Here is a 26010-nt window from a genome sequence, read left to right as displayed (position 1 = left end):
GGATGCGCACCCGCCTGGCGGGGCTGCGACCCGGTGATGCCGGCTACAAGCGCGTTCTTGTCCGGCCGGAGATCCCCGACGGGCTGGCCTGGGCGGAAGCCACGATGCAGACCGTCCACGGCCGTGCCGCCAGTGCCTGGCGTGTGGAGAACGGTGCGCTGACCCTGACGGTGCAGGTGCCGGCGAACAGTGTGGGCGACATATGGGTGCCCCGGCGGTTCGGCCCGGTGCGCGCGGTGCCCAAGGGTGCAAGGCGCACCGGCGGGAATGATCGCTTCACCATCTATTCGGTGGAACCGGGCACGCACCGCTTCACCACGGAGGGCGCCCGATGAAAGGCTCGACTATCATCGCCCTGGTCACGGCCCTGCTTCTGACCACCGCGCCGGCAGCGGCCGGCACGCACGTGGCGGTGGAGGGCGGGCGCATTGAAGGCGTTCAAGCCGGTGGTGTGAACGCCTTCAGGGGCATTCCCTATGCCGCCCCGCCGGTTGGCGGCCTGCGTTGGCGGCCACCGGCCCCGCCGGCCACCTGGGACGGGGTGCGCAAGGCCGACAGGTTCGGCCCGGACTGCATGCAGAACCCCCTTCCCGGCGCCAAGCCGGCACAGCCACCGGCCGAGGATTGCCTTTATCTGAATGTCTGGGCCCCCGATACGGCCGGTGCCGACGGCAGGCCCCTGCCCGTCCTGGTCTGGGTGCCGGGCGGCGGCTTCGTCACCGACAGCGCCGCAAACCCCGTCATGGACGGGGCCGGCCTGGCCGGCCGGGGTCTTGTCGTCGTCACCTTCAATTACCGGCTCGGACGCTTCGGCTTCTTCGCCCATCCGGACCTGACGGCCGAAAGCGGTGACGGGCCGACGGGCAATTGGGGATTCATGGACCAGATCGCGGCCTTGCACTGGGTCCAGCGCAATATCGCGGCCTTCGGCGGCGACCCGGCGAACATCACCTTCATCGGGGAATCGGCGGGCGGGGAGTCCGTGGCGCGCCTGATGGCCTCATCTTCGGCACGCGGCCTGTTCCAGAAGGCGGCGGTCATTTCCGGCGGCGGGCGGGATGCCTGGCCCGGTCTGGCGGCGGCGGAGGCCCGTGGTGTCGCCTTCGCCAAGGCCGCCGGTGCCGCCGACGGAGTGGCGGGCCTGCGGGCATTGCCGGCGGACAAGGTGCGCGGCGGCATCACCCTGCTGGACAAGGAGGAAAAGACCTATTCCGGCCCCATCACCGACGGGCGGATCATCGATGGCGAGTTGATGGCCCGGTTCGCAGCCGGCGCACAGCCGGCGGTTCCCCTTATCGTCGGGGCCAATGATGATGAATTCAGCTTTGTGCCCGGCCTGTTCCGCATGTTCCTGAATGGTCCCCACCTGAAGGCTGTGGAGATCAACAAGGATGCCGTGCAGGCCGCCTATGGTTCCGCCGGTGCCATGCGGCGTTCCATCGCCAGCGATGTTGTCTTTGTTGAACCATCGGTGGCGCTGGCCCGCCGCCATGCGGCGGCGGGTGCCCCCACCTGGCTTTACCGCTTCGGCTATGTTGCCGAAGCCAAGCGGGAAAAGGATAGCGGTGCCGGCCATGCCACCGACATGCCCTATCATTTCGAAACACTCGGCCATGCCGGTGACGAACCGGCGCCGGCCGACCGGGCGACCGCACGCCTGATGGCCGACCTGTGGGCCCGCTTCGCGAAAACGGGCGACCCCAATGGCGGCGATCTGCCCGCCTGGCCACGCTATGACGCGGCCCGGCCGCAGATGCTGTCCATCGGTGTGGAGACAAAGGCCGTTTCCGCCGCAGAACCGGTCATCACCGCCATCACCGCCGCACGGGAGGCCACGCCATGATGTCCCTTTCCCGACGTCTTTTCACCATCGGCAGCCTAGGCATGATGCTGGCCGGCTGTGCCAGGGCCGTGACCCTGTCGGAGGGCACTGCCATCCCGCTCTGGCCCCAGGGGGCGCCAGGCACCATCGCCGGTACGCGGCCGGAGGTGACGGAGGACCGAATGCCCTTCGGCACCATCGCGCGCAACGTCTCCAACCCGTCGCTGCTGGTTTTCCAGCCCGACCCCGGCAAGGCCAATGGCACATCCGTCATCGTGGCACCGGGTGGCGGGTTCCATATGCTGTCGATCGAGAACGAAGGTATCGCCGTCGCCAAATGGCTGAACGGGATGGGGATCACGGCCTTCGTGCTGCGCTACCGCCTGATCCCGACGGGCGAGGATGTGGCGCTGAAACTGTTCCAGCGCATTTCCAAGCCGGCAGAAATGGAGGCGGCACTCGCCCCGCTGCGTCCCTTGGCCACGGCCGATGGCCAGCAGGCCGTCCGCCATGTGCGGGCGGAGGCGGCGCGCTATGGCGTGAAGCCGGACCGGATCGGCCTGATGGGCTTTTCCGCGGGCGGGGCCGTTGCCGTCTGGACCATCCTGGCGGGGGAGCCGGCAAGCCGGCCCGACTTCGCCATGGCGATATATCCCGGCCTTTTGCCCGACCCGCTGTCGGTTCCTGCCGGGGTCCCGCCCCTTTTCGCGCTGGTGGCAGAGGATGACAACATATCCAACAAGGAAACGACCCGCCTGGCCGATGCCTGGCGCGCCGCGGGCCGCGATGTGGCCCTGACCACCTATCCGACGGGCGGACATGGCTTCGGCATGAAGCCGCAGGGCAAGCCTACGGACGAATGGACGGCACGCCTGGCGGCCTGGCTCGATAGCAGGGGACTGTTGTCCAAATGAAAAACAACCTTTTCCATTCCGGGCTGCTGACCATGGGGGCGATCGCCGCCCTTCTGGCCGGCTGTGCCCGAACCCCCGTCGAACCGCCTCCCGCCATCCCGCGCATCGCGCAGTGCGAGGAGTTGACCGGTCTGCCCCTGGTGGACGGCACGGTCGAAGCCGCGACATCCGTGACGGCCGGTGCCACTGTCACGCCGGACAAGGGCGCGATCGGCCTGCCGGCCCCCGCCGCCTTCTGCCGCGTCCAGGTGCGCCTGACACCGACGCCGGCCTCTTCCATCCGGGTCGAGGTCTGGCTGCCGGAGGCGGCCGCCTGGAACGGCAAGCTGCTGGGGGCGGGCAATGGCGGCTTCGGCAGCAACATGATGGTGCCGTCACTGCTGATGCGCGGCGGCGTGGCCAGGGGCTATGCGTCTGTGGGCAGCGACATGGGGCATCATGCCAAAAGCGATGTCGACGCCACCTGGGCACAGGGCCAGCCGGAACGGATCCGCGATTATGGCTGGCGGGCCAATCACCTGGCGGCGGCCACGGCCAAGCGGGTCATCGCCGCCTACTATGATAGCCGCCTGTCCGCCAGCTATTTCCATGGCTGTTCGGATGGCGGGCGTCAGGCGCTGATGGAAGCCTCGCGCTTCCCCGACGATTATGACGCCATCCTGGCGGGGGCGCCCGCCATGCCCTGGGCACGGCTGGCCACAGCCAAGGCGATGAACGACCGGGCCGTGTTCGGGCGGCCGGGCGGCGCCATTCCCAACGCGAAGCTGCCACTACTGCAGAAAGCCGCGCTGGCCCGGTGCGATGCGGATGATGGCGTGGTGGACGGTGTGATCGACGATCCGCGCCGCTGCGCCTTCGACCCCGGCGTGTTGACCTGCCGCCAGGGTGACGCCGCGGATTGCCTGACGGCCGCGCAGGTTCAATCGGCCCGCGCCCTTTACCGTGGACCGCATGATGGGCAGGGCCGTCCCTTCTTCCCCGGCTTCATGCCCGGGGCGGAGGCCACGCCCGGCGCCTGGGATCTCTGGCTGACAGGACCGGGCGCACAGCAGGGCCGGTTCGCGACCGAGTTCTATCGTTATTTCGTGCATGGCAATCCGCAATGGACGACCGCGGATTTCAACCTGGAGACCGACTATCCCTTGGCGCAGGCCATCCAGGCGGATATCACGCCCGGCGGCCCCGACCTGGGCCGCTTCTTCGCCGCCGGAGGCAAACTGATCCTCTATCACGGCTATGGCGACGCCGCGATACCGCCGCAGAACACGGTGAACTTTTACCGTGACGTGCTGGAGGCCAGCGGCGCAAAGGCCGCCGGTTCGGTGCGGCTGTTCATGGCGCCCGGCATGTCCCACTGCCTGGCCGGCCCCGGCCCCAATGTCTTCGACGGGCTGGCAGCGCTGGACCAGTGGCGCCAGGGCGGCCCGGCCCCGGACCGTATCGTCGCCACAAAATATGACAACGACATGTTCGGCTATCTCGGCCTGCCGGCAAAGCCGCTGCGTACCCGTCCGCTCTGTGCCTATCCGCAGGTGGCACGCTGGACGGGAAGCGGGTCCACCGACGACGCCACCAATTTCATCTGCACCGATCCGCAACAGCCTTGATGCAGAAGGGGCGACATCCCGGCCAAGGCACCCCATCCCGACAAGCAGCCGTCAAACGGAACGGCCATATCCAGGAGACGCGACCAATGAAGACCCTGCTCCCCCTTCTCACCGCCATGGCGATCCTTCTGCCCGTGCCCGTCGTGGCCGCCCAGACGGCCGCCGCGCAGACGTCAGCGGCCGAAGCGAAATTTTCGCTCGATACGCCGATCGAGGAACTGGCCGCGCATGAAGGCGCCAAGGCGGCGCTGACCAGCACACTGCCCGGCCTGCTGGAAATCCCGCAATACGAGATGGTGAAGGGCCTTTCCCTGCGCCAGCTTCAGCCCTATTCCGGGGGGCACCTGACCGACGAATTGCTCGCCAAGACCGAAGCCGCCCTGGCGGAGGTCCAATGAGAAGGCCTTTGCTGGGCCGGTTGGCGGTGGCCGGCATCGCGCTGGCCATGACCTGTCATCTTCCGGCCCCCGCCCTGGCCGGCGATGCCGCCCCCGCGGCAGCCGGCCAGACCCACGCCGCACTGACCGTGAAGGTCGATGAGTTGATCCGGCAGATGACCCTGGACGAGAAGATCGATCTTCTCGCCGGGGCCGGCATCATGGAACTGAATGGCGTGCCCCGGCTGGGCGTGCCCTCGATCAAGATGACCGACGGGCCGACCGGGGTACGCTCGCACGATGACATACCGGCCACCGTGTTCCCGGTGGGTGTGGCCGTGGCGGCAACCTGGAATCCGGAACTGGCCGGCCGGGTCGGCGGGGCCATCGCGGACGAGGCGCGGGCCCACGGCGCGTCGGTACTGCTGGCCCCCACGGTGAACATCGTGCGCACCCCGCTATGGGGCCGAAATTTCGAAACCTATTCGGAAGACCCGCACCTTTCGGCACAGATGGGCCTGGGCTATGTCCAGGGTGTGCAGGCGAAGGGGATCGGCGTCTCCCTGAAGCATTTCGCCGCCAACAACCAGGAAACCAACCGTTTCTTCGTGAATGCCAGGCTGTCGGCCCGCGCGCTGCGGGAAATCTACCTGCCGGCCTTCGAAACGGTGGTCAAGCAGGCCGACCCCTGGTCGGTCATGGCCTCCTACAACAAGCTGAACGGCACCTATGCCACGCAGAACCGCTGGCTGCTGACCGACCTGCTGAAGAAGGAATGGGGCTATCCGGGCATGGTCGTTTCCGACTGGGGCGCCACCCACGCCACGGCGGCGGCCGCAAATGCGGGCCTGGACCTGGAAATGCCGGGACCGCCCGCCCATTTCGGAGACAAGCTGCGTCAGGCCGTCGAAAAGGGCGAGGTCGGCCTGGACCAGATCGACGAGAATGCCGGCCGCGTGCTGCGCCTGATCCTGCGATCCACGGTCAGGGAAGGCGGCGACGGCACCATCCCGGCCGACATGAAGTCCGCCCATGCCGAACTGGCCCGCACCGCCGCGCGTGAAGCGATCGTGCTGCTGAAGAACAAGGACCTGCTGCCGCTGCCGTCCGATATCCGCACACTGGCCGTCATCGGCCCGAATGCCGATGTCATCCGCGTCCAGGGCGGCGGCAGTTCGGCCGTGGTGCCCTTTGCCTCCATCCCCACTCCGCTGGCTGCCCTGCGGGAGGCATTGCCCGGCACCCGCATCATCCATGCCCAAGGCGTGGATAACGAGGAAACGCCGCCCGCCGCCGATGCCGCCATGCTGAGCCCCGATGAGGCCCGCAGCCGCAGGGGGTTGCAGGCGGACTATTTCGCCACGGCCGATCTGGCCGGCCCGCCGCTGCGCAGCGAGGAGGCAACGACCTTCGTCAAGCGGATCGCCGGCAATGTGCCCGATGCCAAGACGATCGGCTATGCCGGTCTGCGCTGGTCGGGCTGGTTCTGGCCGGAGCGCAGCGGACGGCACGAATTCAGCGTGCGCGGGACGGGCCGTGCGGTGCTGTCGCTGGATGGCCAGACGATCCTGGACCGGTCGGTGAAGGGACAACCCGATCCACGTGACGTGATCGGCTTTCCCGTCCTGCGCCGCACCGTTGCCCTGGACCTGGAAGCCGGGCGCGGTTACCGGCTCCAGCTCGACTATGCGACGGGCCAGACACCATACGAAGCGCTGGTCCTGGGCATCCGGCAGCCGCTTCCGGCGTTCGAAGCAGCGGTCGCTGCCGCGCGGGAAGCGGATGCCGCGATCGTGCTGGTCGGTTCCTCCTCCATGACCGAAGGGGAAGGCTATGACCGCACGACGCTGGCCCTGCCGGGTGAGCAGGACAGGCTGGTCAGGGCCGTGGCTGCCGCGAACGGGCGCACCGTCGTGGTGGTGAACAGCGGCGCCGCCGTCACCATGCCCTGGAAGGACGAGGCCGGGGCCATCCTGCAGCTCTGGCTGCCGGGACAGGAAGGGTCGCGCGCCCTGGCCGACCTGCTGTTCGGCAAGGCCAATCCGTCGGGCAGGCTGCCCGTCAGCTTTCCGGCGGCGGACGGCGATATCCCCATGGATCTGGCCGCCCTGGACAGCGATTATGCCGAAGGGCTGCTGGTGGGTTATCGCGGGCTGGAGGCCCGGGGCGTGACGCCGCTCTATCCCTTCGGGCACGGGCTTTCCTACTCCACCTTCAGCTATGGCAGGCTGAAGGCCCCATCGCGCATCCGCGGCGGGCAACCGGTGACGGTCACGCTGGACCTGCGCAACAGTGCCGGCCCGGCGGGGCAGGAGGTGGTGCAGCTCTATGTCGCCCCGGCCAGCCGGGATGCGGCGGAGCCTCTCCGGCAGTTACGCGCCTTCACCAAGGTCGCCTTGCAGCCCGGTGAGCGCCGGCAGGTCAGCCTCACCCTTGATCCGCGCGCCTTTGCGGCCTGGGATGAGGAAACGGGGCAATGGCGGGTGAAGCCCGGCGACTACACGCTGCTGGTCGGCAGTTCCGCCGGCGATATCCGCCAGCAGGGCCGCCTGAGGGTCAGCGGCGGTGCCGCCACGCTACCCTGACCCGCGACGGTGATCCCTTCCCCCGTACCCCTCCCGCCACCCCGGACGGCAGGGGTACGGGGCCTCCGGACAGAACCGGAACCCGACAATAAACAGCCCGTCAATAAAAGGAAGGCAGCAGCCGGGCGACCATCTTGCGGGCCGCATCGGGTTCCCGGTCCAGCGTGTCCCGCATGAAACCCCCGATCAGGGCATCAGCAAAGGCATTATGCGCGATGAACAGGATGCTGGACTTGATACGCCCGATGGTGACCTCGCTGTCCGGCGGCAGACGGCGCCCGATATCATCCACCAGCGACTGAACCGCCATGCGGATGGGCTGGAACCGGTCCGTCTCACCACTCAATGTGATCCAGGCCGCCAGTTTCGCAGCGCCGCCCTGGTCGAAGGCATCGAACACAAGGTCGATCATTTCCCGCTGGGCCGCCGGCTCCTCCGACAGGATCTTGGCGACGGCCTTGCCGAGCGCGTCGTTCAGATCTTCCAGCATGCTGCCCATCAGCGCCGCCTGAAGACCCGCCGCCGATCCGAAATGGTGGATCAGGTTGACATGCGTCATGCCGATCCGCCGTCCCACCTCCTGCAACGTCAAGGCACCGGGGCCGGCCTCCAGCAGGCAGGCGCGCGCTGCCTCCAGCGCCAGACGGCGGACTTCCTCGGGTGTACGGCGCGGGCGCCGGGTTGGGGGCGGATTCTCTGTCGGCATGGTGGCCACCATAGGACGGCATCCGCCGCCGGTCGAGGGTTTCAGCAGCCGTCAAGGGATCGCAAACGGTCCACTTTCCCCTACGGAAAGTGCTTTGCCTGACCGACCACCCATGATATTTACATTAATGTAAATAATAGGAGGCATCGATGCCCCCCGATACCCAATCCCCCCCCTATGCCGACCAGGACCCGATCGAGAAGCTGGATGTGCTGATCGTCGGGGCCGGCCTGTCCGGCATCGATGCCGCCTGCCGCCTGACCATGCATTGCCCGCAGAAGAAATGGGCCATCGTGGAAGCGCGCGACCGGATCGGCGGCACGTGGGACCTTTTCCGCTATCCCGGCATCCGGTCCGACAGCGACATGCATACGCTGGGCTTTCCCTTCCGTCCCTGGAAGGGAAAGGCGGCCATCGCCGATGGGCCCGCCATCCGCGACTATATCGAGGATACGGCCCGGGCCTATGGGCTGATGTCCCATATCCGCTTCAACTGCCGGGTCACGGCGGCCAACTGGTCCAGCGACGAACAGGCGTGGACCGTGACGCTGTCCACGCCGGACGGGGACCGGCGGGTCCGTTGCGCGTTTCTTTATCTGTGCAGCGGCTATTATCGCTATGACCGCGGCTTCGCACCGGATTTTCCGGGGGCCGACAGTTTCGGGGGCCGCATCGTCCATCCCCAGCACTGGCCGCAGGACCTGCCCCTGGCCGGCCGCCGCGTCATCGTCATCGGCAGCGGGGCCACGGCCGTGACCCTGGTGCCGGCCCTGGCGGAACGGGGCGCTCAGGTGACGATGCTGCAGCGCTCCCCCACCTATATTGTCTCCCGGCCGCGGCATGATGGTCTGGCCGACCGCCTTTACCGCTGGCTGCCGGACGGTCCGGCCTCCGCCCTGGTGCGCTGGAAATATATCGGGTGGAGCCTGCTGACCTACCGGCTGGCCAAAAGGCGGCCGGAGCAGGTGAAGCGGCACATCATCGAGGCCATCCGCGCGGCGCTTGGCAGCGGCATCGATGTCGACCGGCATTTCACACCGGCCTATGCCCCCTGGGACCAGCGTGTCTGCCTGGTCCCCGACGGAGACCTGTTCGCGGCACTCAAGACGGGCCGCGCGGGCATCGTCACAGGTCGCATCACCGGTTTCACGTCCGATGGCATCCGGCTGGAAACGGGGGAGGAACTGCCGGCGGACATCATCGTCACGGCCACAGGCCTGGAGATGCGTCTGCTGGGCGGGGCGGAATTGCGGGTTGACGGCGTGCCCGTCGATCTGGCCGACCGTCTGGTCTACCGGGGCATGATGCTGGGCGATGTGCCGAACCTCGCCCTGGCCTTCGGCTATGTGAACGCCTCCTGGACCTTGAAATGCGATCTGACGGCGCGGCAGGTCTGCCGCCTGCTGAACCATATGGACCGGCAGGGGCTGACGGTCTGCGTGCCCCGGTCGGCAACGGCCGGGCCGGGCCGGGAACCTCTGCTGGGCTTCAATTCCGGTTATGTCCTGCGCGCAGCCCCGCATCTGCCGGCCCAGGGGGAAAATCCGCCCTGGCGCGTGCATCAGAATTATCTGGCCGATCTCGCCTCCTTCCACCTGTCCGGCCCCGCCGACGGCACCCTGGCCTTCCATGGCCCGGGCCGGACCCGACCCGATGGGGACACACCATGACCCGACCCATGCGACTGCAAGGCCGCACGGCCGTGATCACCGGCGCCGGCGGCGGCATCGGCCGCGCCATTGCCATGTCCCTGGCCCGGCGCGGCTGCGGGCTGGTACTGACTGATATCGACCCCGACGCGGCAAAGGCCACCGCCCTGACCGCCGCCGGTGATCATGGCGTCCCTGCCAGTGCCTATGCGCTGGATGTCGGCGACGCTGCCGCCATCGCGGCCTTCCCGGCCCTGGTGACGGCCGAACATGGCGGCGCCGACATCCTGGTCAACAATGCCGGCGTGGCGTTAAGCGGTACATTCCGGCAGGTGTCGGCGGCGGATTTCGACTGGCTGATGAATATCAATTTCCAGGGTGTCGTGCGCATGACCCGCGCCTTCCTGCCGCTATTGTCGGACAGCGACGATGCCAGGCTGGTGAACCTGTCCAGCATCTTCGGCATCATCGCGCCGCCGGGACAGGCCGCCTATGCCGCCAGCAAGTTCGCCGTGCGCGGCTTCAGCGAAGCCCTGCGCCATGAACTGGCCGGCAGCCGGATCGGCGTAACGGTCGTGCATCCGGGCGGGGTCGCCACCGCCATCGCCGCCAGCGCGCGCCAGCACAAGGACATGACGCCGGAAATGCGGGCGGAGCAGAAGGCTCTGGCGGGGCGCATGCTGAAGATGCCGCCGGCCGAAGCCGGGGAGATCATCGTCAGAGCCATCGAACAGCGCCGTGACCGCGTGCTGGTGGGCCGGGATGCCCGCATGGCCGAACTGTTCCAGCGCCTGTTTCCCTCCCGCTACTGGTCCCTTATCGGACCGAAGCGGCGATAGGCGGGCTACAAGGCCTTGCCGCCGCGCAGCGGCAGGGCCGTGGTGTATTTCATCTCCTTCAAGGTCACGGTGGATTGCACATCCACCACGCCCGGCAGCTTCAGAAGCACATTGAAGATGAATTCCTGATACCAGGGCATGGACATGGCATCGACCTTCAGCATGATGTCCATTTCCCCAAAAATTGTATAGCATTCAAGGATTTGTGGCGTCAGCTCGATGGTTCGTATGAACTGCGCGCGCTGTTCGTCCGTCAGCGTCGTCATCTTGATGACGGCGAAGATCACCATGCCCGGGCCCAGCTTTTCCCGGTTGAGCAGGGCCACCTGCCCCTTGATATAGCCTTCCTCCTTCAACCGCTGCAGGCGGCGCCAGCAGGGCGACTGGGACAGGCCGACCTTATCCGCCAGTTCGCCGGTGGAGAGAGACGCATCCTTCTGCAACTGCTCCAGAATGCGGATATCTGCGGCGGATAGTTCCTCGGACATGGATTTCCCCTGGCTCCCTGTAATCTCACCCGTCCGGCATGCTGATCCCGGCTTGGGGATATTCCCAATATCATTATCCAATGATCGGGCATTATCCGGTATCAACTTTCCGGAAACAGATCATACCGAGGATAATATCGATCGGCCGCAGACCGCCAGCGCCGTAACAGGCATACCCGGATGGCATACCCGGATAACAGACCCCATTCCATCCAGGGGTGCTGCCGGCATCCAAGGGGCATAGAAACTTCCACAACCGGCCCAAACCCGGAAAAACTTCCCCACCCGCATACCCTATCCTGCCAGAACAGCGGCAGAGCCGCATGAACCGCGCATGAAGCAGCCAGAACCAGGAACGCCCCGTGATGACAGATGCCAAGCCTATCCCCGATGCACCGGAATTGCGGCAGGGTATCGATCTGGGGGGCGTGGTGGCGCTGGGCCTGGGATCGGCCGTGGGGGTGGCCATCTTCTCGGCCATGGCGCCGGCGGCGGGGCTGGCGGGGCCGGCCATGCTGCTATCGGTTCTGGTCGGTGCGCTGCCGATCTTCCTGATCGCCGTCAGCTATGCCTTCCTGGGCTCCACCCTGCCCGTTTCCGGCGCATCCTATGAATGGCCGGCGCGGTTCGTTCATCCCAAGGTGGCCTTCTTCATCACCTGGCTGCGGCTGGTGGCCAATATGGGGGCCATGGTCGTGCTGGCCCTGGTGCTGGTGCGCTATCTCTCCATGATCGTGCCCTTGCCAACCAAACCCACCATGTTCGCCCTGTTCGTGATGGCCCTGCTGGCCAATCTGTTCGGGGTGCATATCGCGGCCCGGGCGCAGAAGGTGCTGATGGCCCTGGTGGTGGTGCTGTTCGCGATATTCATCGTCTGGGGTGCCGGCACGGCAGTCGACCTGTCGCACCTGACGCCTTTCACACCGCACGGCTGGATGGCCGTGATCGCCGCCGCCCCCATCCTGACCGGCCTGTTTGCCGGGATCGAGGCGGCGACGGAGGCCGGCAGCGAAGTGAAGAACAGCCGCCGCAACATCCCGCTGGGCATCGCCCTGTCGATCGGGTCGGCGACACTGCTCTATCTGGGCGTCGCCTTCGTGGCGCTGGGCGTACTGGGGGCCGGTGACCTGGGCGCCAGCGAGGCACCGATCCTGGAGGCGGCGCAGCGCTTCATGGGCCCGGCCGCCATTCCGCTGATCGTGCTGGCCGCCACCGCTTCCATTGGCAAGTCCCTGAACGGCCTTTTCATGCTGTTCAGCCGCAGCCTGTTCGCCATGGCCAGGGCGGGCGTGCTGCCGGCAGCGCTGGCCCGTGTGCATCCGACCTGGCAGACGCCCTACATGGCATTGCTGGCCGTTTTCGCGCTGGGCTGCGTGGGCCTGTTCCTGCCCATGGAACTCACATTCCTGTTCCTGGCGGTGAACATTCCCAATCTGGTCAAATATGGCACCATCTGTCTGGCGGCGGCCCGCGTCACCCGGGACCATCCCGATCTGTATGACCGTGCCGGCTTCAAGCTGCCCAAGCCCCAGATGCTGCTGGTAGCAGGCCTGGGAACCTTGTCGTCACTGGTGCTGATTGTCGTGGGGTTCGAGGCGGACTGGCGCCCCTATGCCATGCTGTCGGCCTGGGGCGTGGTGGGGGCGGTCTATTACATTGTCAGCCGCCGGGGACGCTGACCGCCCCCCGGCCATGGCATTCTGACGGACGGCATGCGGCCGCGTCATTCGACGCCGCCGCCGACCTCCTCCAGATAGGTCTGCGCCATTTCCGCGTAATGCGGGGCGATGGACATCTGTATCCGCAGGTCCTCTTCCGTCAGGGCGCGCAGGAAGCGGGCCGGGCTGCCGCCCCACAATTCCCCGGACTTCACCCGCTTGCCCGGCGTGACCAGCGCCCCCGCCGCGACCATGGCGCCCGACTCCACGACGACCCCGTCCATGACACAGGCCTTCATGCCGATGAAGGCCCCATCCTCCACCACGCAGCCATGCAGCAGGGCCAGGTGACCGATGGTGACATTGTCGCCGATCGTCGTGCTGAACCGGTTCTTGGTGCAATGCACGACGCTGCCATCCTGGATGTTCGTGTTCTTTCCGATGCGGATGGAATGCACGTCGCCCCGGATGGTCACGTTGAACCAGATATTGCTGCCGGCACCGATCTCAACGTCACCGATGACGACGGCGTTGGACAGGAACGCCGTCGGATCGATGACGGGAACCTTGCCCTGGTAAGGCAGGACGGTCGGGATGGCACGGGTCTGGATCATGGGAACACCGGTATAACGTCGAGGCCGAGCGTTTCGTCGAAGCCGTGCATGATGTTGAAATTCTGCACGGCCTGACCGGAAGCGCCCTTCATCAGGTTGTCGATGACCGATACCAGGATGGCACGGCCGGGGATGCGGTCGGGGAAGACATTGATCAAAGCCAGGTTGGACCCGGTCACGTGACGGGTCTGCGGGCCGACGCCGGGGGAAAGGACCTTGACGAATGCCTCCCCCGCATAGGTCTGTTCCAGGGTCGCGCGCAGGTCGGCGGCCGTTGCCCCGTCCTTCAGGCGGACATAGGTGGTGGCCATCATGCCCCGGTTCATGGGGATCAGATGCGGGGTGAAGGCAACCCGCAGATCGGTGCGGCCCGCGGCCCAGCCCAGGCTCTGCTCGATCTCCGGCGCGTGGCGGTGGGATGCGATGCCATAGGCATGCATGCCCTCGGCGACCTCGCAATAGAGGCTGCCCTGCTTGGCATCGCGGCCGGCACCCGACACGCCGGACTTGGCATCGATGATGATGTCATCACCGGCGATCAGTCCCTGGCGCAGCAGCGGCAGCAGCGGCAGCAGCGATGCGGTCGGATAGCAGCCGGGATTGGCCACCAGCCGCGCCCCGGCCACCTGGTCACGCGCCATCTCGGCCAGGCCATAGACGGCGGTTTCCTGCAAGACCGGGGCCTTGTGGGCATGGCCATACCATTCGGCATAGGTGGCGACATCGAACAGGCGGAAATCAGCCGACAGGTCGCAGATCCGGACATGGGCCGGCAATGCGGCGATCACTTCCTGCGTGGTGCCGTGCGGCAGACCGCAGAAGACGAAATCAACCCCCGTCCAATCCACATCGGCGATCCGTGTCAGGGCCGGCAGGTCGTAGGGGGCCAGGTGGGGGAACACCTCGGCCACCGGCTTGCCGGCCGCCCGCTCCCCCGTCAGGGCGGTGATGCGCACATGGGGATGGCGCAGCAGCAATCGCATCAGCTCGGCACCCGTATAGCCGGAAGCGCCAAGGATGGCGACGCGGACGGGGGTGGAAGCGCTGGACATGTACTGCAATCTCCTGGTCAACGGATGGGAGCCGTCATTCTGGCTACCGTCCGTTACAAATACAGCTTCATGCCCTCATGCGAAGCATCAAAGCCAAGGCGCTGGTAGAACCTGTGCGCATCGGTCCGTCGCTTGTCGGTGGCAAGCTGCACCAGCCCGCAGCCGCGTGCCCGTGCCATATCAAGGCAATTCTCGATCAGGACGGCGCCCAGCCCCTTCGACCGGAAGGACGAAGCGACGCGCACCGCCTCGATGGTGCAGCGGCGCATGCCGCGGCGACCCAGGCCGCGGGCATAATTCAACTGCGCCATGCCGATGACGCGCCCGTCCAGGTCCAGCACCAGGATTTCCGCGCTGGGGTCCAGCATGATCTCGTCCCAGGCCTCGTAATAGGGTTCCAGGTCGCCATCCTGCTCACGGGTGCGGCCCAGCATGTCATCGCCCAGCAAGGCCACCATCTCCGGCACGTCCCGGCGCTGGGCCACGCGCACAACCACATCATCCTTGATCGACATCCGGTCCCCCTGAAAGCGAATCCCATCATAGGGCCTGCGAACGCCGTACCGAACCGATTTCAGCATGCGCAAGCGGTTGAAAAAACATGACGGAACACATGATTGCCGCCAGAATCCCCGCCGCTCCCTTCCCCCATGCCAACGGTCCCGCGCGGCCCTGCCTTGCAGGATGCGCCCTTATCGCACCGCAAGGGCGCGGCGCATAGTTCCCGCCCGCCCGCCCGCCCGCCCGCCCGCCACCCGGTCCCGGTTCCATGTCCGACGCTTCTCCGGTCGATCAGCCGACCAGTCCCTTCGCCTATGTGCCCTATCGGCTTTACTGGTTCGCCCGCATCTGTTCGATCCTGGCCTTGCAGATGCAGATCGTGGCCACGGGCTGGCGCATCTATGACGTGTCGGGCAGTGTCATGGCGCTGGGCTTCGTCGGGCTGGCGGAATTCCTGCCATCCATCCTGCTGGTGCTGGTCACGGGCCATGTGGCGGACCGGTTCGACCGGCGCCGGGTCATCAATTTCTGCCAGGGGCTGGAAGTGACGGCCATGCTGGTTCTGTGGTTCGCCCTGTGGGACGACAACAGCGCCATCTGGCCAGCCTTCATTGCCGTCATCATCCTGGGCACCGCCCGGGCATTCGAAATGCCGGCGGCCGCATCCCTGGTCCCCAACCTTGTGCCGCGCGCCATCTTCCCGCGCGCCGTGGCCCTGAATTCAACAGCATGGCAGGGGGCGGCCATCGTGGGCCCGGCCCTTGGCGGGCTGATCTATGGCCTGATCGGCCATTGGGTCTTCGCGGTCAGCGCCGGCCTGTTCGCCGTGGCCTTCACCCTGGTCTGCTTCATCAGGCTGGCCCCCAGGGTCCGGCCCGAGGCGGTGAAGAAGATCAGCCTGGAAACGCTGTTCGCGGGCTTCCGCTTCATCTGGGGCAAGCCCATCGTGCTGGGCGCCATCTCCATGGACCTGTTCGCCGTGCTGCTGGGCGGGGCGACAGCACTGCTGCCGGTACTGGCCAAGGACCAGTTCCATGCCGGACCGGAAATGGTCGGCCTGCTGCGGGCCAGCCCCTCGGTCGGGGCGCTGGCCACGGGCCTGCTCCTGGCCTTCCGGCCCGTGCGCCGGCGCGTGGGCCTGACGCTTTATGTCAGTGTGGCCGTGTTCGGCATCTGCACCATCATCTTCGGTTCCACCGCGTCGGCACTGGTGGCCGGCGGTGCCCTGGTCGTCATGGGGGCGGTGGACATGATCAGCGTCTTCATCCGGCAATCACTGGTGCAACTGGAAACGCCCGACGACATGCGCGGCCGCGTCAGCGCCGTCAGCAGCCTGTTCATCGGTGCGTCCAACCAGTTGGGGGAGTTCGAATCCGGCGTCACAGCCCATTGGTGGGGCGCCAGCATCTCGGTCATTGTCGGCGGCATGGGCACGCTGGCCATCGTGGCGCTCTGGTGCGTGCTGTTCCCGGCCCTGCGCAAGGTGGACCGTTTCCCCGGCGCGGTGGAGCGCTCCTGACCCCTTGCGGGCACGGGTGAACAAGCCTCAGCCACGAACCGGACTTGTTCATTCGACAGCGGCGCCGGCCGGCCCGATCCTGTACCCGATCACGCGATGACGGGAAACGGAGGGACAGCATGCCGGATATCGCCCCGCCCGCGCTGGCACGGCAGGACCGGACCGGCGTTCCCTTCCGCGTCATGGCAGGCGATGGCATGCCGCTGGGCGGCTTCATCTGGAGCCATGGGGAAAGCCGCCCGGGCCGGCCGCTTGTCGTCATCACGGCCGCAACCGCCGTGCGCTGCCGCTATTACGCACGCTTTGCGGCCTATCTCCACGCCAATGGCTTCGACGTGCTGACCTATGATTATCGTGGCATCGGCGAGTCGCGCCCATCGTCCCTGCGCGGATTGAGGGCCGATTGGGCCGATTGGGGCGAGAAGGACCTGGAGGCCCTGCTGCGCTACGCCCAGGCCGCCTTTCCCGGCCAGCCATTGCAGGTGGTCGGTCATTCCATCGGCGGCTTCGCCATCGGGCTGGCTCCGTCCAACGGTGTGGTGCGGCGCATCCTGACGGTCGGCGCGCAATATGCTTACTGGCGCGACTATGCAGGCGACCGGCGCTGGCGCATGGTCGTGAAATGGCATCTCGTCATGCCCGCCCTGACGGCCCTTCTGGGGTATCTTCCGGCCCGGCGGCTGGGCTGGATGGAGGATCTGCCCGCCGGCGTGGTCCGTGACTGGAGCCGGATGCGCGCCCGGTTCGAGGATACGGTCCGCCCCGGCCGCATGCATGACGGCCAGCGGGAGGGCGACCATCTGGCGCTGCGCTTCCGTCAGGTGACGGCACCCACACTGGCCATCGGGCTGGAAGATGATCCGCATGGCACCGTGACGGCCATCGACCGGCTGCTGGACTATTTCACGAACAGCCACCGGACCCATTGGCGTATCGCCCCGCGTGAGATCGGCCAGAAGGCCATCGGTCATTTCGCCTTCTTCCATGACCGGTTCAAGGATAGCCTGTGGCCCGTGGCGCTTGCCTGGCTGCTGTCCGGGCAGATCCCGGCCTGGGCACCCGGCCATCCGGCGGCATCCGCCGAGAGGCAAGCCGAATCCGCTTTCAGATCACTTCAGCAAACATCAATAAGATATTGAATGAAAAACTATTTTGTTATCACCGGCGGCCCTGGATCAGGTAAGACCACCCTGGCCGAAGCCCTGCAGGCCCAAGGCATGATATGCATGCCGGAAGCGGGACGCGCCATCATCCGGGACCAGATGGCCATTGCCGGCACGGCGTTGCCATGGGCCGATCGCGCGTCGTTTGCCGAACAGATGCTGGGCTGGGAGATGCGGTCCCATCATGAGGCCGGCCGCCACGGCAAGGCGCCTGTGGTTTTCGACCGCGGCATCATCGACGTCATCGGCTATCTGCGCCATTGCGGGCTGCCAGTGCCGGGGCATGCCGCGCGGGCGGCATCTCTGTTCCGTTATCATCCCTTTGTCTTCGTGGCCCCGCCCTGGCCCGCGATCTATGTACAGGACGCGGAGAGACGCCAGGATGCGGACGAAGCGGCGGCGACCTGCCGCGCCATGGAGGACGCCTATCGCGCCCATGGCTACAGCCCGATCGCCTTGCCGCTTGCCCCCGTGGCGGCAAGGATCGCTTTCGTGCGGGACCATGTCGCCAGATGGCAAGCATGAGCGGCCGACAGCATCGGCAATACCGGCAAGGATGAAATCGCCTTCACGCCTGGTTCAGATTTTCTCATGCCTGAACCCGATCTGCGGCCGATAGGATCGGTTCGAACTGCAAACCAGGCCGGGAGGACCGAAAGCATGGCGGAAATCGGGGCGCCACTGACGGCGGATGTGGAACAGAGGGTGCGCGACAGTTTCGCCCGACAGGGGCTGATGGCGCATCTGGGGGCGCGCCTGCACCGGCTGGGCCATGGCCTGGCCATCATCCAAATGCCCTATCGACCGGAACTGACACAGCAGCATGGCTATTTTCATGCGGGCGGCAGTTCGGCCATCGCGGACAGCGCGGGCGGCTATGCGGGCTTCACGCTCTTTCCAGCCGACAGCTCGGTCCTGACCGTGGAGTTCAAGCTGAACCTCCTGAACCCCGGCCAGGGCGACTATCTGGAAGCCGTGGGCCGCGTGGTGAAGGCCGGGCGCACCCTGACCGTCTGCCAGTTGGAGGTGTTCGGCTGCACTGCCGACAGCCGCAGCATGGTGGCGGTCGGCCAGCAGACGCTGATCTGCCTGCGCGACCGGCCTGACAGCGCCGCTGCGGTCAGCCGCCCTCCCGCCCGGCCCGGCGGCGGATGACGTCCCCCATCGGGAATTCCAGATGGCAGCGTATGCCATCCTCCTCGAACAGCAGCGAGGAGGAGCCCTGAAGCTCATAGGCGATGGATCGCTGGATCAGTGTGGACCCGAAACCGGCCGGTCCCGGCCGGTTGGCGGGTGGCCCACCTGTTTCCTTCCAATCCAGCACGATGCGCGGCCCGGCATCGCCCGGCTGTTCATCGGGCAGGGCCCACCGCACGCAGACATGCCCGCCGGGCTGTGAGAAGGCCCCGTACTTGGCGGCGTTGGTCGACAGTTCGTGGAAGATCAGGGCCAGGGCCAGCGCTGCCTTGGGACGCAACTCCACCACGGGTCCGTCCAGATCGACATCCTGGGGTTCCTGGGCATAGGGATTGACCTCGTGCCGGACCACCTCGTCCAGGCGCACCCATTCCCAGAAATGGTCGGCCAGAAGGTTATGCGTCTCCGACAGGGCGCGCAGCCGCCCTTCGAACGAGCGCCAGAAATCGTCCGTCGTGGCGTGCCGGCGGCGCGTCTGGCTGCCGATGGACAGGACGGTGGCCAGCGTGTTCTTCACCCGGTGCGACAATTCCGCCATCAGCAGGGCCTGGCGTTCCTCCGCCTGCCGGCGTTCGGTCACATCGATGATCTGGACAACGGCCCCGGACGGGCCCGGATCCCCGTCCAGCGGCGTGATGGAGAACAGCACGGGCACCACCCGCCCATCCGGTGCAACCAGCGATGCCGCTTCTTCCGCCACGGCGGGGATGGCGGCACCGGGTTTGCGCAGCAGGCCCAGCCGACCGAAAAGATCGGCACTGGGCACGTCATCGCCCAGCAATTCCATGGCCGGCGGATTGAGATAGGTGGCAACGCCGTCGGCGTCGGTCAGCACCAGTCCCGACGGCACGTTGCGCGTGATCGTGGTGGTGATCAATGCCTGATCGGCCAGCCGCCGGTTGGCTGCCGCCAACTGATCGGCCAGCAGGGCGCGGGTGCGGGCGGCGTTGCGCTCCGCCTCCAATTGCAGGGCCCGTCCCTCGCGTTCGCGGAAATCGGCCAGCAGGCGGCGGTTCTGCTCTTCCAGATACCGGCGGCGCAGAATGGCCCGCAGCCGGGCCCGCAGCGGCGGCAGTGCATCCTCGGTGAACAGGTCGTCGGCGCCCGTGGCCAGGATGTCGCGCACCGAATGCTGATCCAGGTCGCCGCGATGGGCCAGGATCATTGCTGTCTGCGCATCGTCGGCCCGGTGGTAGCGCCGGCAGAGCGCCAGCCCGTCCATATCGGGCAGCACTTCCGCGATCAAGGCCACGTCGAAGGCGCCGTGGGCCAGCATGGGCAGCGCCGTGGCACCTTCCCGCACGGTCTGGATATGGCAACCTTCCTCCAGCAGCAGGCCGCGCAGGTCCTCTGCCGGGCCGGGGTCGAACCCCACCATCAGGGCCTGGGGCTGGCGGAAATGGGTTTGGGGCAGAACATCGACATCCGCGTCGCGCCGCGCATGCCGCAGCAATTGCGCCACCCGCAGCAGCAGCAGCGACGGGTCGGTCGATTTCGGCAGGAAATCGTCGGCCCCGCTTTCCAGCCCCTCCCGCTGACGCTGCGGCGTCTCGTCCGCGGTCAGCATCAGGATCGGCATGGAAAGGGTGGCCACATGCAGGCGGATCAGCCGGCACAAATCCGCCCCCTGCAGGCCGGGCAGGTGGTGATCCACGATCAGCAGGTGCGGCAATGTGCGGTTCAGAACCGGCAGGGCCGCTTCCGCACTGTCCACCTGTTCCACGCCGTACCCTTCGTCCTCCAGCAGGAGACGCAGGCGCAGGGCCTGGGTCGGACTATCCTCCACCAACAGGATACGCGGCACTTCATCACCCTTCCCCGTCCATCGCGCCCGTCAGGCGTCGGACAGCGTCTCATGCATCTGCGGACAGAAGGTCGCCAGCGCCAACCGGGCCAGTTCCCGCTCCTCCACCGGCTTACGCAGGTGGGGTCGTGACCGCCATTCGGGCGGCAGGCCACCGGCATCGTATCCGCTGGTCAGGATGAAGGGGATATCCCGTTCAGCCAGTGCCGCGGCCAGCGGAAACACCAACTGTCCGGAAAGGTTGACGTCCAGGACGGCCCCGTCGATGCGGTCCTGGTCGGCCAGCGTCAGGGCCTGTCCGACGCTGCCCACGGGACCGGCAACGATGAACCCCAGATCGGCCATGATGTCGGCGACATGAATGGCGATCAGAAATTCATCCTCGACAACCAGTATCCGCTGGTCACTCCTCATACTCACCCTGTCCTGCCATCAACAAAAACGATTCCGGAGCCTTATACTACCCCCTGAACCGGGACTTGACGCTAAGCGTTGTGCTTTATTCCGAATGGCCTATCAAGGCCGAAGGCACGTACATCATCCGGCCATCATCCGGCCGGACCCAAATCTGCCGGGGGGCGGCCGCCAATCTCCGCCGTGATGCGCAAGGCTGCCTCCCGCGCCAGGCCGCCCAGCGTGGCGATGCGGCCATCCGTGATGCGCGCCATGGGCCCGGACAGGGACACCGCACAGACCGGATCACCATGTTCGTTGAAGACCGTGGCGGCCACGCAGCGCAGTCCCACGGCATGTTCCTCGTCATCGATGGCATAGCCGCGGGCGCGGCTCGCCGCCAAGTCCGCGTGAAGATCGGCCAGCCCCGTCACGGTGCGCGCCGTCATCCGGGCCAGCCCGTGCCGGGCGGCATGCCGGTCCAGGCCGGCCGGGGCCAGTGCGGACAACAGCGCCTTGCCCACGCCCGAGCAATGCATCGGTACCCGCGCGCCCAGCCGGGCGAAGGTGCGCATCATCTCCCGGCATTCCACCTGCGCCAGATAAACGGCCGCCCCCTGATCCTCGATTGCCAGATTGACCGTCTCCCCGCTGGCTTCCATCAAGGCACGCATATGGGGGCGGGCCATGCGCACCACGTCGCGGGTGCGCAGGAAGCCATTGCCGGCGATGAAGGCCTGCACACCCACGGACCATAGTCTGGTTTCGGCATCGAAGCGCACATACCGTTCCGACTCCAGCGATGTCAGCAGCCGGTGCGCCGTGGATGCAGCCAGACCAACACCCGTCGCCACTTCCGTCAGGCTGGCCCCGCCATCGGCCTGGGCCAGATGGTTCAGGATGGCAATGGCGCGGCCCAGGACCTGGACATTGCCGCTGCTGTCGGTGCCGGATCTGGCCATTGCTGTCGGTCCCTGTTCTGGAATATCGCCGCCCGGGGCAGCAATAGATAGCACCGGAACCCATCAATTTCCACATTGTGGAAAGAGTTCCATGATCAGTTGCGTCGCACCCGGCCCGCTGCTACGCCTTGTGCCAGCCATAACAGCCCGCCACCAGGGGAAGAGCGATCATGTCCGCCACCGTCGATGTCCATGGCCTGAAGGTCGATGCCGAACTGCACCGCTTCATCGAGACCGAAGCCCTGCCCGGCACCGGCGTGGACCCGGCCGCCTACTGGCAGGGATTCGCGGCCCTGTTCCGCGACCTGTCGCCCGTAAACCGTCGCCTGCTGGACCGCCGCGACGCGCTGCAGGCCAAGATCGACGGCTGGCACATCGCCCGGCGCGGCCAGGATATCGATGCGGACACCTACGAGGCCTTCCTGCGCGATATCGGCTATCTGGTGCCGGAGGGACCGGACTTCACCATCACGACGGCCAATACCGATCCGGAGGTCAGCCAGGTTGCCGGGCCGCAGCTTGTCGTGCCCGTCATGAACACGCGCTTCGCGCTCAACGCCGCCAATGCCCGCTGGGGCAGCCTTTACGATGCACTATACGGCACCGATGCACTGGGTGATGTCGGCACGCCCGGCGCCCGGGGCTACGATCCGGTGCGCGGTGCCGCCGTCATCGCCAAGGGGCGGGAGGTGCTGGACCAGGCGGCGCCTCTGGCCACGGGCAGCCACAAGGACGCCAAGGGCTATCGCGTTGCCGACGGCGCCCTGGCCGTGACGCTGGCCGACGGGTCGGTAACCGGTCTGGCCGATGCCGGACAGTTCAAGGGCTATGACGGCGATGCCGCCGCACCGTCCAACATCCTGCTCGTCCATCATGGACTGCATCTGGACATCGTCATCGACCGCGGCCATTCGATCGGCAAGTCCGATGCGGCCGGCGTCGCCGACATCGTGCTGGAATCGGCGCTGACGGCCATCATGGATTGCGAGGACAGCATCGCCGCCGTCGATGCCGCCGACAAGGTCACGGTCTATCGCAACTGGCTGGGGCTGATGAAGGGTGACCTGACGGCGACGTTCGAAAAGGGCGGCCGCACCATGGACCGCGCCCTGAACCCCGACCGCACCTACAAGAGCGCAGATGGCACCGGCAACGTGACCCTGCACGGCCGCTCCCTGCTGTTCATCCGCAATGTCGGCCACCTGATGACGATCGACGCCGTCACGCTGGAGGATGGGTCCTGGGTGCCCGAAGGCATCCTGGACGGCATCGTCACCAGCCTGATTGCCCTGCACGACCTGCGCCGCACCGGCGGCCTGTCCAACAGCCGGGCCGGCTCTGTCTATATCGTCAAGCCCAAGATGCATGGACCGGAGGAAGTGGCCTTCGCCAACCACCTGTTCGACCGGATCGAGGATGTGCTGGGCATGGCCCGCCACACGCTGAAGGTCGGCATCATGGACGAGGAGCGGCGGACCACGGTCAACCTCAAGGAATGCATCCGCGCCGCCAAGGACCGGGTCTGCTTCATCAATACCGGCTTCCTGGACCGTACCGGCGACGAGATGCACACCTCCATGCAGGCCGGCCCCATGATCCGCAAGGCGGACATGAAGGCCGCCGCCTGGATCGGGGCCTATGAGAACTGGAACGTCGATAACGGCCTGGCCACCGGCTTCCGTTCCCATGCCCAGATCGGCAAGGGCATGTGGGCCATGCCCGACCGGATGGCGGAGATGCTGAAGGCCAAGATCGGCCATCCGATGGCGGGTGCCACCACAGCCTGGGTCCCCTCGCCCACCGCGGCCACGCTGCACGCGCTTCACTACCATCAGGTCGATGTGGCCGCCCGGCAGGCCGAACTGGCCAGCCGCCCGCGCGCCAGCCTGCGCGACATCCTGACCATCCCCCTGGCACGCGGCATCAACTGGTCCGAGGCGGAGATCAACGAAGAGCTGGAGAACAACGCCCAGGGCATCCTGGGCTATGTCGTGCGGTGGATCGACCAGGGCATCGGCTGTTCCAAGGTGCCGGACATCCACAATGTGGGCCTGATGGAAGACCGGGCCACGCTGCGCATTTCCAGCCAGCACATCGCCAACTGGCTGCTGCACGGGGTCTGCACGCAGGCGCAGGTGCTGGCGGTGATGAAGCGGATGGCCGCCGTTGTGGACAAGCAGAACGAGGGCGACCCGCTCTATCGCCCCATGGCGGCGGATTTCGACCGCTCCATTGCCTTCCAGGCCGCCTGCGATCTGGTGTTCAAAGGCGTGGAACAGCCCAGCGGTTATACGGAGCCCTTGCTGCACCATCACCGCCGCGCCCTGAAGGCGCAGGGCTGACCGCCGGCCCGCCAAGCTGCCGCCTTTCCGATGCAGGAAGGGCGGCGGCATCTGCCATCGGTGGGGGTATCAGCCGGCGCGGCCAGCCAGCGCCCGGCCGACCTTGCTGCCATTGGGCCGGGCCAGTTCCGCGCTGATCCATTCCCCGATCGCGGCCAGCCTGTCCAGGTCGACGCCCGTGGACAGGCCCATGCCGTTCAGCATGTACAGCACATCCTCTGTCGCGACATTGCCCGATGCGCCCTTCGCATAGGGGCAGCCGCCCAGGCCCGCCACGGCCCCGTCCAAAACGCGGGCCCCCAGCTCGATACAGGCCAGGATATTGGCCAGCGCCTGGCCATAGGTATCGTGGAAATGCAGGGCGATGCGGCCCATAGGCACATCCTCCGCCACGCGGCGCAGCATGGCGCGTGCCGCCCCCGGCGTGCCGACGCCGATCGTGTCGCCCAGGCTGACCTCATAGCAGCCCATCGCCATCAGGCTTGCCGCCACCTCCGCAACCCTGGCCGGGTCGACGGCGCCATCATAGGGACAGCCCAGCACGCAGGAGACATAGCCCCGCACCCGCACCCCGGCGGCCCGCGCCCGATCCACCACGGGCCGGAACCGGTCCAGGCTTTCCGCAACGGTGCAATTGATGTTCTTGCGGCTGAACCCTTCCGATGCGGCGCCGAACACCGCCACCTCGGTGACGCCGACGGCCAGCGCCGCTTCCAGCCCCTTCTCGTTTGGCACCAGCACGGGATAGGTGATGCCCGGCCGTCGGTCGATGGCCCGCATCAATTCGGCACTGTCGGCCATCTGCGGCACCCATTTCGGGCTGACGAAGGCGCCCGCCTCCACCACCGACAGGCCCGTAGCGGACAGGCGGTTGACCAGTTCCACCTTGGTGGCCAGGGGAACCAGGGTCTTTTCATTCTGCAGGCCGTCGCGCGGGCCCACCTCGACAAGACGGATGTCGTGCATGTTCATGTCCGGGGTTGTGGGGCGGGAAGATCAAAAAGGCTCAGCTTGCCTTGCTGGCGGGCAAGGGTGCCGGTCCATGGCCGGACAGCACCATATCCACCTGGGCCATCAGCGGGGCGAAGGGCGACGACCGGCCGATGCACAGGTGATAGGGCTGCTGTGCCAATGTGTGTGGCAGTTCGGACAGCCGGCCCGCAAATTCCGGGTCCGCCAGACGGTGGCGCAACGAGACGGCATTGTCCACAACGGCATCGACACGGCCATTGGCCACCAGCCGAAGGGCACCGGCCAGATCGGTGGCCCAATGGATATCCAGTCCCAGAGGGCGCAAATGCGCTTCCGCCCAGCCCGAACCGATATAATGGCCGACGCGGAACGGCGCCAGATCGGCCAGCGACCGGACCCGTCGCAGGGCATCCAGCCGCGGATTGTCGCGCGCGGCCACGATGCTCATGGGAAAGCGGAACACGGGCGTGGCGCTGGCCAGGACATAGGCCATGCGTTCGGGCGTGGGCACGGTCAGGAAACCATCGGCCTCCCCGCCGCGTACCATGGCCTGCGCGCGGGCCCAGGGAAAGGCCTGATGCTCCACCGTCTGCCCCAGCCGGTCGTGCAGCACGCTCTGGGCCGCATCCACGAACATGCCATGCACGCGACCCGCATCGTCCACCTGCGAGAAGGGGACGAAATCCCTGAAATACACCATGCGGAAGATTGCAGGACGCGCCTGCGCCGGGCGCCAGGACAGCGCCGTGGCGACGGTCAGCCCCCCCAGGAAGCCCCTGCGAGAGAACATGGCGATGCCCCATCGTTCCCGACGTCAGCATGAAGTGTAGCCCAGAAATTCCTTGA

At 66.8% G+C, this 26010-nt stretch carries 24 protein-coding genes; 14 read left to right on the top strand and 10 right to left on the bottom strand.

All coding sequences use genetic code 11. The features are described 5' to 3' along the window. The first annotated feature begins 2 nt into the window (after window positions 1-2). From ABC728_RS06860 to ABC728_RS06835, 6 genes are all read left to right on the top strand, one after another. A complete protein-coding gene (locus tag ABC728_RS06860) occupies window positions 3-335 on the top strand; it encodes an alpha-L-rhamnosidase C-terminal domain-containing protein (protein ID WP_445376394.1) in 333 nt (110 codons plus the stop codon). Next, window positions 332-1843: a carboxylesterase/lipase family protein gene (locus ABC728_RS06855; protein WP_416617698.1), complete on the top strand. Its 1512-nt coding sequence runs from the start codon at window positions 332-334 to the stop codon at window positions 1841-1843. Before ABC728_RS06860 ends, ABC728_RS06855 begins: the two co-directional genes overlap by 4 nt. Next, complete coding sequence (locus ABC728_RS06850; RefSeq protein WP_416617697.1) at window positions 1840-2736, top strand: alpha/beta hydrolase; 897 nt, start codon at window positions 1840-1842, stop codon at window positions 2734-2736. The genes ABC728_RS06855 and ABC728_RS06850 overlap by 4 nt, the downstream gene beginning before the upstream one ends. After that, the gene (locus tag ABC728_RS06845) at window positions 2733-4343 is read left to right on the top strand and encodes a tannase/feruloyl esterase family alpha/beta hydrolase (protein WP_416617696.1); all 1611 of its coding nucleotides are present in this window, start codon (window positions 2733-2735) and stop codon (window positions 4341-4343) included. Before ABC728_RS06850 ends, ABC728_RS06845 begins: the two co-directional genes overlap by 4 nt. A gap of 86 nt (window positions 4344-4429) precedes the next feature. Next, window positions 4430-4741, top strand: a complete 312-nt coding sequence (locus ABC728_RS06840; RefSeq protein ID WP_416617695.1) for a hypothetical protein — start codon at window positions 4430-4432, stop codon at window positions 4739-4741. After that, a complete protein-coding gene (locus tag ABC728_RS06835; protein ID WP_416617694.1) occupies window positions 4738-7305 on the top strand; it encodes a beta-glucosidase in 2568 nt (855 codons plus the stop codon). The genes ABC728_RS06840 and ABC728_RS06835 overlap by 4 nt, the downstream gene beginning before the upstream one ends. Window positions 7306-7405: 100 nt before the next feature. Here the strand turns inward: ABC728_RS06835 and ABC728_RS06830 are convergent, their stop codons facing one another. Then, window positions 7406-8011, bottom strand: coding sequence for a TetR/AcrR family transcriptional regulator (locus ABC728_RS06830; protein ID WP_416617693.1), 606 nt, complete (start codon window positions 8009-8011; stop codon window positions 7406-7408). A 149-nt stretch (window positions 8012-8160) separates the two neighbouring features. Between ABC728_RS06830 and ABC728_RS06825 the strand changes: the two genes are divergently transcribed. Continuing rightward, window positions 8161-9681 (top strand): flavin-containing monooxygenase, encoded by a 1521-nt coding sequence (locus tag ABC728_RS06825; protein ID WP_416617692.1) that lies wholly within the window; start codon window positions 8161-8163, stop codon window positions 9679-9681. Then, the gene (locus ABC728_RS06820; protein ID WP_416617691.1) at window positions 9678-10499 is read left to right on the top strand and encodes an SDR family NAD(P)-dependent oxidoreductase; all 822 of its coding nucleotides are present in this window, start codon (window positions 9678-9680) and stop codon (window positions 10497-10499) included. The genes ABC728_RS06825 and ABC728_RS06820 overlap by 4 nt, the downstream gene beginning before the upstream one ends. A gap of 5 nt (window positions 10500-10504) precedes the next feature. Here the strand turns inward: ABC728_RS06820 and ABC728_RS06815 are convergent, their stop codons facing one another. Then, entirely contained in the window at window positions 10505-10987 is a 483-nt protein-coding gene (locus tag ABC728_RS06815) for an Lrp/AsnC family transcriptional regulator (protein WP_416617690.1), read from the bottom strand. A 365-nt stretch (window positions 10988-11352) separates the two neighbouring features. Between ABC728_RS06815 and ABC728_RS06810 the strand changes: the two genes are divergently transcribed. Next, window positions 11353-12666 (top strand): APC family permease, encoded by a 1314-nt coding sequence (locus ABC728_RS06810; RefSeq protein WP_416617689.1) that lies wholly within the window; start codon window positions 11353-11355, stop codon window positions 12664-12666. A 44-nt stretch (window positions 12667-12710) separates the two neighbouring features. Here the strand turns inward: ABC728_RS06810 and ABC728_RS06805 are convergent, their stop codons facing one another. The 3 genes from ABC728_RS06805 to ABC728_RS06795 are packed head-to-tail and all read right to left on the bottom strand — an operon-like array spanning window position 12711 to window position 14826. After that, window positions 12711-13259, bottom strand: coding sequence for a gamma carbonic anhydrase family protein (locus ABC728_RS06805; protein ID WP_416617688.1), 549 nt, complete (start codon window positions 13257-13259; stop codon window positions 12711-12713). Further along, complete coding sequence (argC, locus tag ABC728_RS06800) at window positions 13256-14311, bottom strand: N-acetyl-gamma-glutamyl-phosphate reductase (RefSeq protein WP_416617687.1); 1056 nt, start codon at window positions 14309-14311, stop codon at window positions 13256-13258. The genes ABC728_RS06805 and argC overlap by 4 nt, the downstream gene beginning before the upstream one ends. Before the next feature lie 53 nt (window positions 14312-14364). Then, window positions 14365-14826, bottom strand: coding sequence for a GNAT family N-acetyltransferase (locus tag ABC728_RS06795; RefSeq protein ID WP_416617686.1), 462 nt, complete (start codon window positions 14824-14826; stop codon window positions 14365-14367). A gap of 254 nt (window positions 14827-15080) precedes the next feature. Between ABC728_RS06795 and ABC728_RS06790 the strand changes: the two genes are divergently transcribed. The 4 genes from ABC728_RS06790 to ABC728_RS06775 all read left to right on the top strand — a co-directional run bounded on the left by ABC728_RS06790 (window position 15081) and on the right by ABC728_RS06775 (window position 18649). Next, a complete protein-coding gene (locus tag ABC728_RS06790; RefSeq protein ID WP_416617685.1) occupies window positions 15081-16331 on the top strand; it encodes an MFS transporter in 1251 nt (416 codons plus the stop codon). A 119-nt stretch (window positions 16332-16450) separates the two neighbouring features. Beyond that, entirely contained in the window at window positions 16451-17470 is a 1020-nt protein-coding gene (locus tag ABC728_RS06785) for an alpha/beta hydrolase family protein (RefSeq protein ID WP_416617684.1), read from the top strand. Beyond that, window positions 17471-18019, top strand: a complete 549-nt coding sequence (locus ABC728_RS06780) for an AAA family ATPase (protein WP_416617683.1) — start codon at window positions 17471-17473, stop codon at window positions 18017-18019. Window positions 18020-18154: 135 nt separating this feature from the next. Continuing rightward, the gene (locus ABC728_RS06775) at window positions 18155-18649 is read left to right on the top strand and encodes a PaaI family thioesterase (RefSeq protein WP_416617682.1); all 495 of its coding nucleotides are present in this window, start codon (window positions 18155-18157) and stop codon (window positions 18647-18649) included. Here the strand turns inward: ABC728_RS06775 and ABC728_RS06770 are convergent. The 3 genes from ABC728_RS06770 to ABC728_RS06760 all read right to left on the bottom strand — a co-directional run bounded on the left by ABC728_RS06770 (window position 18615) and on the right by ABC728_RS06760 (window position 21850). Then, the gene (locus ABC728_RS06770) at window positions 18615-20495 is read right to left on the bottom strand and encodes a response regulator (RefSeq protein WP_416617681.1); all 1881 of its coding nucleotides are present in this window, start codon (window positions 20493-20495) and stop codon (window positions 18615-18617) included. The genes ABC728_RS06775 and ABC728_RS06770 overlap by 35 nt on opposite strands. Window positions 20496-20525: 30 nt before the next feature. Next, entirely contained in the window at window positions 20526-20909 is a 384-nt protein-coding gene (locus ABC728_RS06765) for a response regulator (protein WP_416617680.1), read from the bottom strand. A 134-nt stretch (window positions 20910-21043) separates the two neighbouring features. Next, window positions 21044-21850 carry an IclR family transcriptional regulator gene (locus ABC728_RS06760; RefSeq protein WP_416617679.1) on the bottom strand — a complete coding sequence of 269 codons (807 nt, stop codon included), beginning with the start codon at window positions 21848-21850 and terminating at the stop codon, window positions 21044-21046. Between the two features lie 170 nt (window positions 21851-22020). On the opposite strand from ABC728_RS06760, the gene ABC728_RS06755 reads away from it, so the two are divergent. Next, a complete protein-coding gene (locus ABC728_RS06755) occupies window positions 22021-24192 on the top strand; it encodes a malate synthase G (protein WP_416617678.1) in 2172 nt (723 codons plus the stop codon). Between the two features lie 69 nt (window positions 24193-24261). On the opposite strand, the gene ABC728_RS06750 is transcribed toward ABC728_RS06755, so the two are convergent. Both ABC728_RS06750 and ABC728_RS06745 read right to left on the bottom strand, forming a co-directional pair. Further along, window positions 24262-25158, bottom strand: coding sequence for a hydroxymethylglutaryl-CoA lyase (locus ABC728_RS06750; protein WP_416617677.1), 897 nt, complete (start codon window positions 25156-25158; stop codon window positions 24262-24264). Window positions 25159-25198: 40 nt separating this feature from the next. After that, window positions 25199-25954, bottom strand: a complete 756-nt coding sequence (locus ABC728_RS06745) for a substrate-binding periplasmic protein (protein ID WP_416617676.1) — start codon at window positions 25952-25954, stop codon at window positions 25199-25201. Window positions 25955-26010: the final 56 nt, after the last annotated feature.

The sequence above is a fragment of the Niveispirillum fermenti genome, assembly GCF_052474395.1.
Note: the sequence above shows the minus strand (reverse complement) of the source record. Positions and strands in the feature narration are given on the sequence as shown.

What these genes read in the sequence shown, in the direction of transcription:
- ABC728_RS06750 (WP_416617677.1), bottom strand. Translation starts at nt 25,158, where the DNA reads ATGCACGACATCCGTCTTGTCGAGGTGGGCCCGCGCGACGGCCTGCAG.
- ABC728_RS06785 (WP_416617684.1), top strand. Translation starts at nt 16,451, where the DNA reads ATGCCGGATATCGCCCCGCCCGCGCTGGCACGGCAGGACCGGACCGGC.
- ABC728_RS06860 (WP_445376394.1), top strand. Translation starts at nt 3, where the DNA reads ATGCGCACCCGCCTGGCGGGGCTGCGACCCGGTGATGCCGGCTACAAG.
- argC (WP_416617687.1), bottom strand. Translation starts at nt 14,311, where the DNA reads ATGTCCAGCGCTTCCACCCCCGTCCGCGTCGCCATCCTTGGCGCTTCC.
- ABC728_RS06820 (WP_416617691.1), top strand. Translation starts at nt 9,678, where the DNA reads ATGACCCGACCCATGCGACTGCAAGGCCGCACGGCCGTGATCACCGGC.
- ABC728_RS06830 (WP_416617693.1), bottom strand. Translation starts at nt 8,011, where the DNA reads ATGCCGACAGAGAATCCGCCCCCAACCCGGCGCCCGCGCCGTACACCC.
- ABC728_RS06765 (WP_416617680.1), bottom strand. Translation starts at nt 20,909, where the DNA reads ATGAGGAGTGACCAGCGGATACTGGTTGTCGAGGATGAATTTCTGATC.
- ABC728_RS06815 (WP_416617690.1), bottom strand. Translation starts at nt 10,987, where the DNA reads ATGTCCGAGGAACTATCCGCCGCAGATATCCGCATTCTGGAGCAGTTG.
- ABC728_RS06810 (WP_416617689.1), top strand. Translation starts at nt 11,353, where the DNA reads ATGACAGATGCCAAGCCTATCCCCGATGCACCGGAATTGCGGCAGGGT.
- ABC728_RS06835 (WP_416617694.1), top strand. Translation starts at nt 4,738, where the DNA reads ATGAGAAGGCCTTTGCTGGGCCGGTTGGCGGTGGCCGGCATCGCGCTG.
- ABC728_RS06825 (WP_416617692.1), top strand. Translation starts at nt 8,161, where the DNA reads ATGCCCCCCGATACCCAATCCCCCCCCTATGCCGACCAGGACCCGATC.
- ABC728_RS06855 (WP_416617698.1), top strand. Translation starts at nt 332, where the DNA reads ATGAAAGGCTCGACTATCATCGCCCTGGTCACGGCCCTGCTTCTGACC.
- ABC728_RS06745 (WP_416617676.1), bottom strand. Translation starts at nt 25,954, where the DNA reads ATGTTCTCTCGCAGGGGCTTCCTGGGGGGGCTGACCGTCGCCACGGCG.
- ABC728_RS06755 (WP_416617678.1), top strand. Translation starts at nt 22,021, where the DNA reads ATGTCCGCCACCGTCGATGTCCATGGCCTGAAGGTCGATGCCGAACTG.
- ABC728_RS06845 (WP_416617696.1), top strand. Translation starts at nt 2,733, where the DNA reads ATGAAAAACAACCTTTTCCATTCCGGGCTGCTGACCATGGGGGCGATC.
- ABC728_RS06850 (WP_416617697.1), top strand. Translation starts at nt 1,840, where the DNA reads ATGATGTCCCTTTCCCGACGTCTTTTCACCATCGGCAGCCTAGGCATG.
- ABC728_RS06840 (WP_416617695.1), top strand. Translation starts at nt 4,430, where the DNA reads ATGAAGACCCTGCTCCCCCTTCTCACCGCCATGGCGATCCTTCTGCCC.
- ABC728_RS06780 (WP_416617683.1), top strand. Translation starts at nt 17,471, where the DNA reads ATGAAAAACTATTTTGTTATCACCGGCGGCCCTGGATCAGGTAAGACC.
- ABC728_RS06805 (WP_416617688.1), bottom strand. Translation starts at nt 13,259, where the DNA reads ATGATCCAGACCCGTGCCATCCCGACCGTCCTGCCTTACCAGGGCAAG.
- ABC728_RS06760 (WP_416617679.1), bottom strand. Translation starts at nt 21,850, where the DNA reads ATGGCCAGATCCGGCACCGACAGCAGCGGCAATGTCCAGGTCCTGGGC.
- ABC728_RS06790 (WP_416617685.1), top strand. Translation starts at nt 15,081, where the DNA reads ATGTCCGACGCTTCTCCGGTCGATCAGCCGACCAGTCCCTTCGCCTAT.
- ABC728_RS06775 (WP_416617682.1), top strand. Translation starts at nt 18,155, where the DNA reads ATGGCGGAAATCGGGGCGCCACTGACGGCGGATGTGGAACAGAGGGTG.
- ABC728_RS06795 (WP_416617686.1), bottom strand. Translation starts at nt 14,826, where the DNA reads ATGTCGATCAAGGATGATGTGGTTGTGCGCGTGGCCCAGCGCCGGGAC.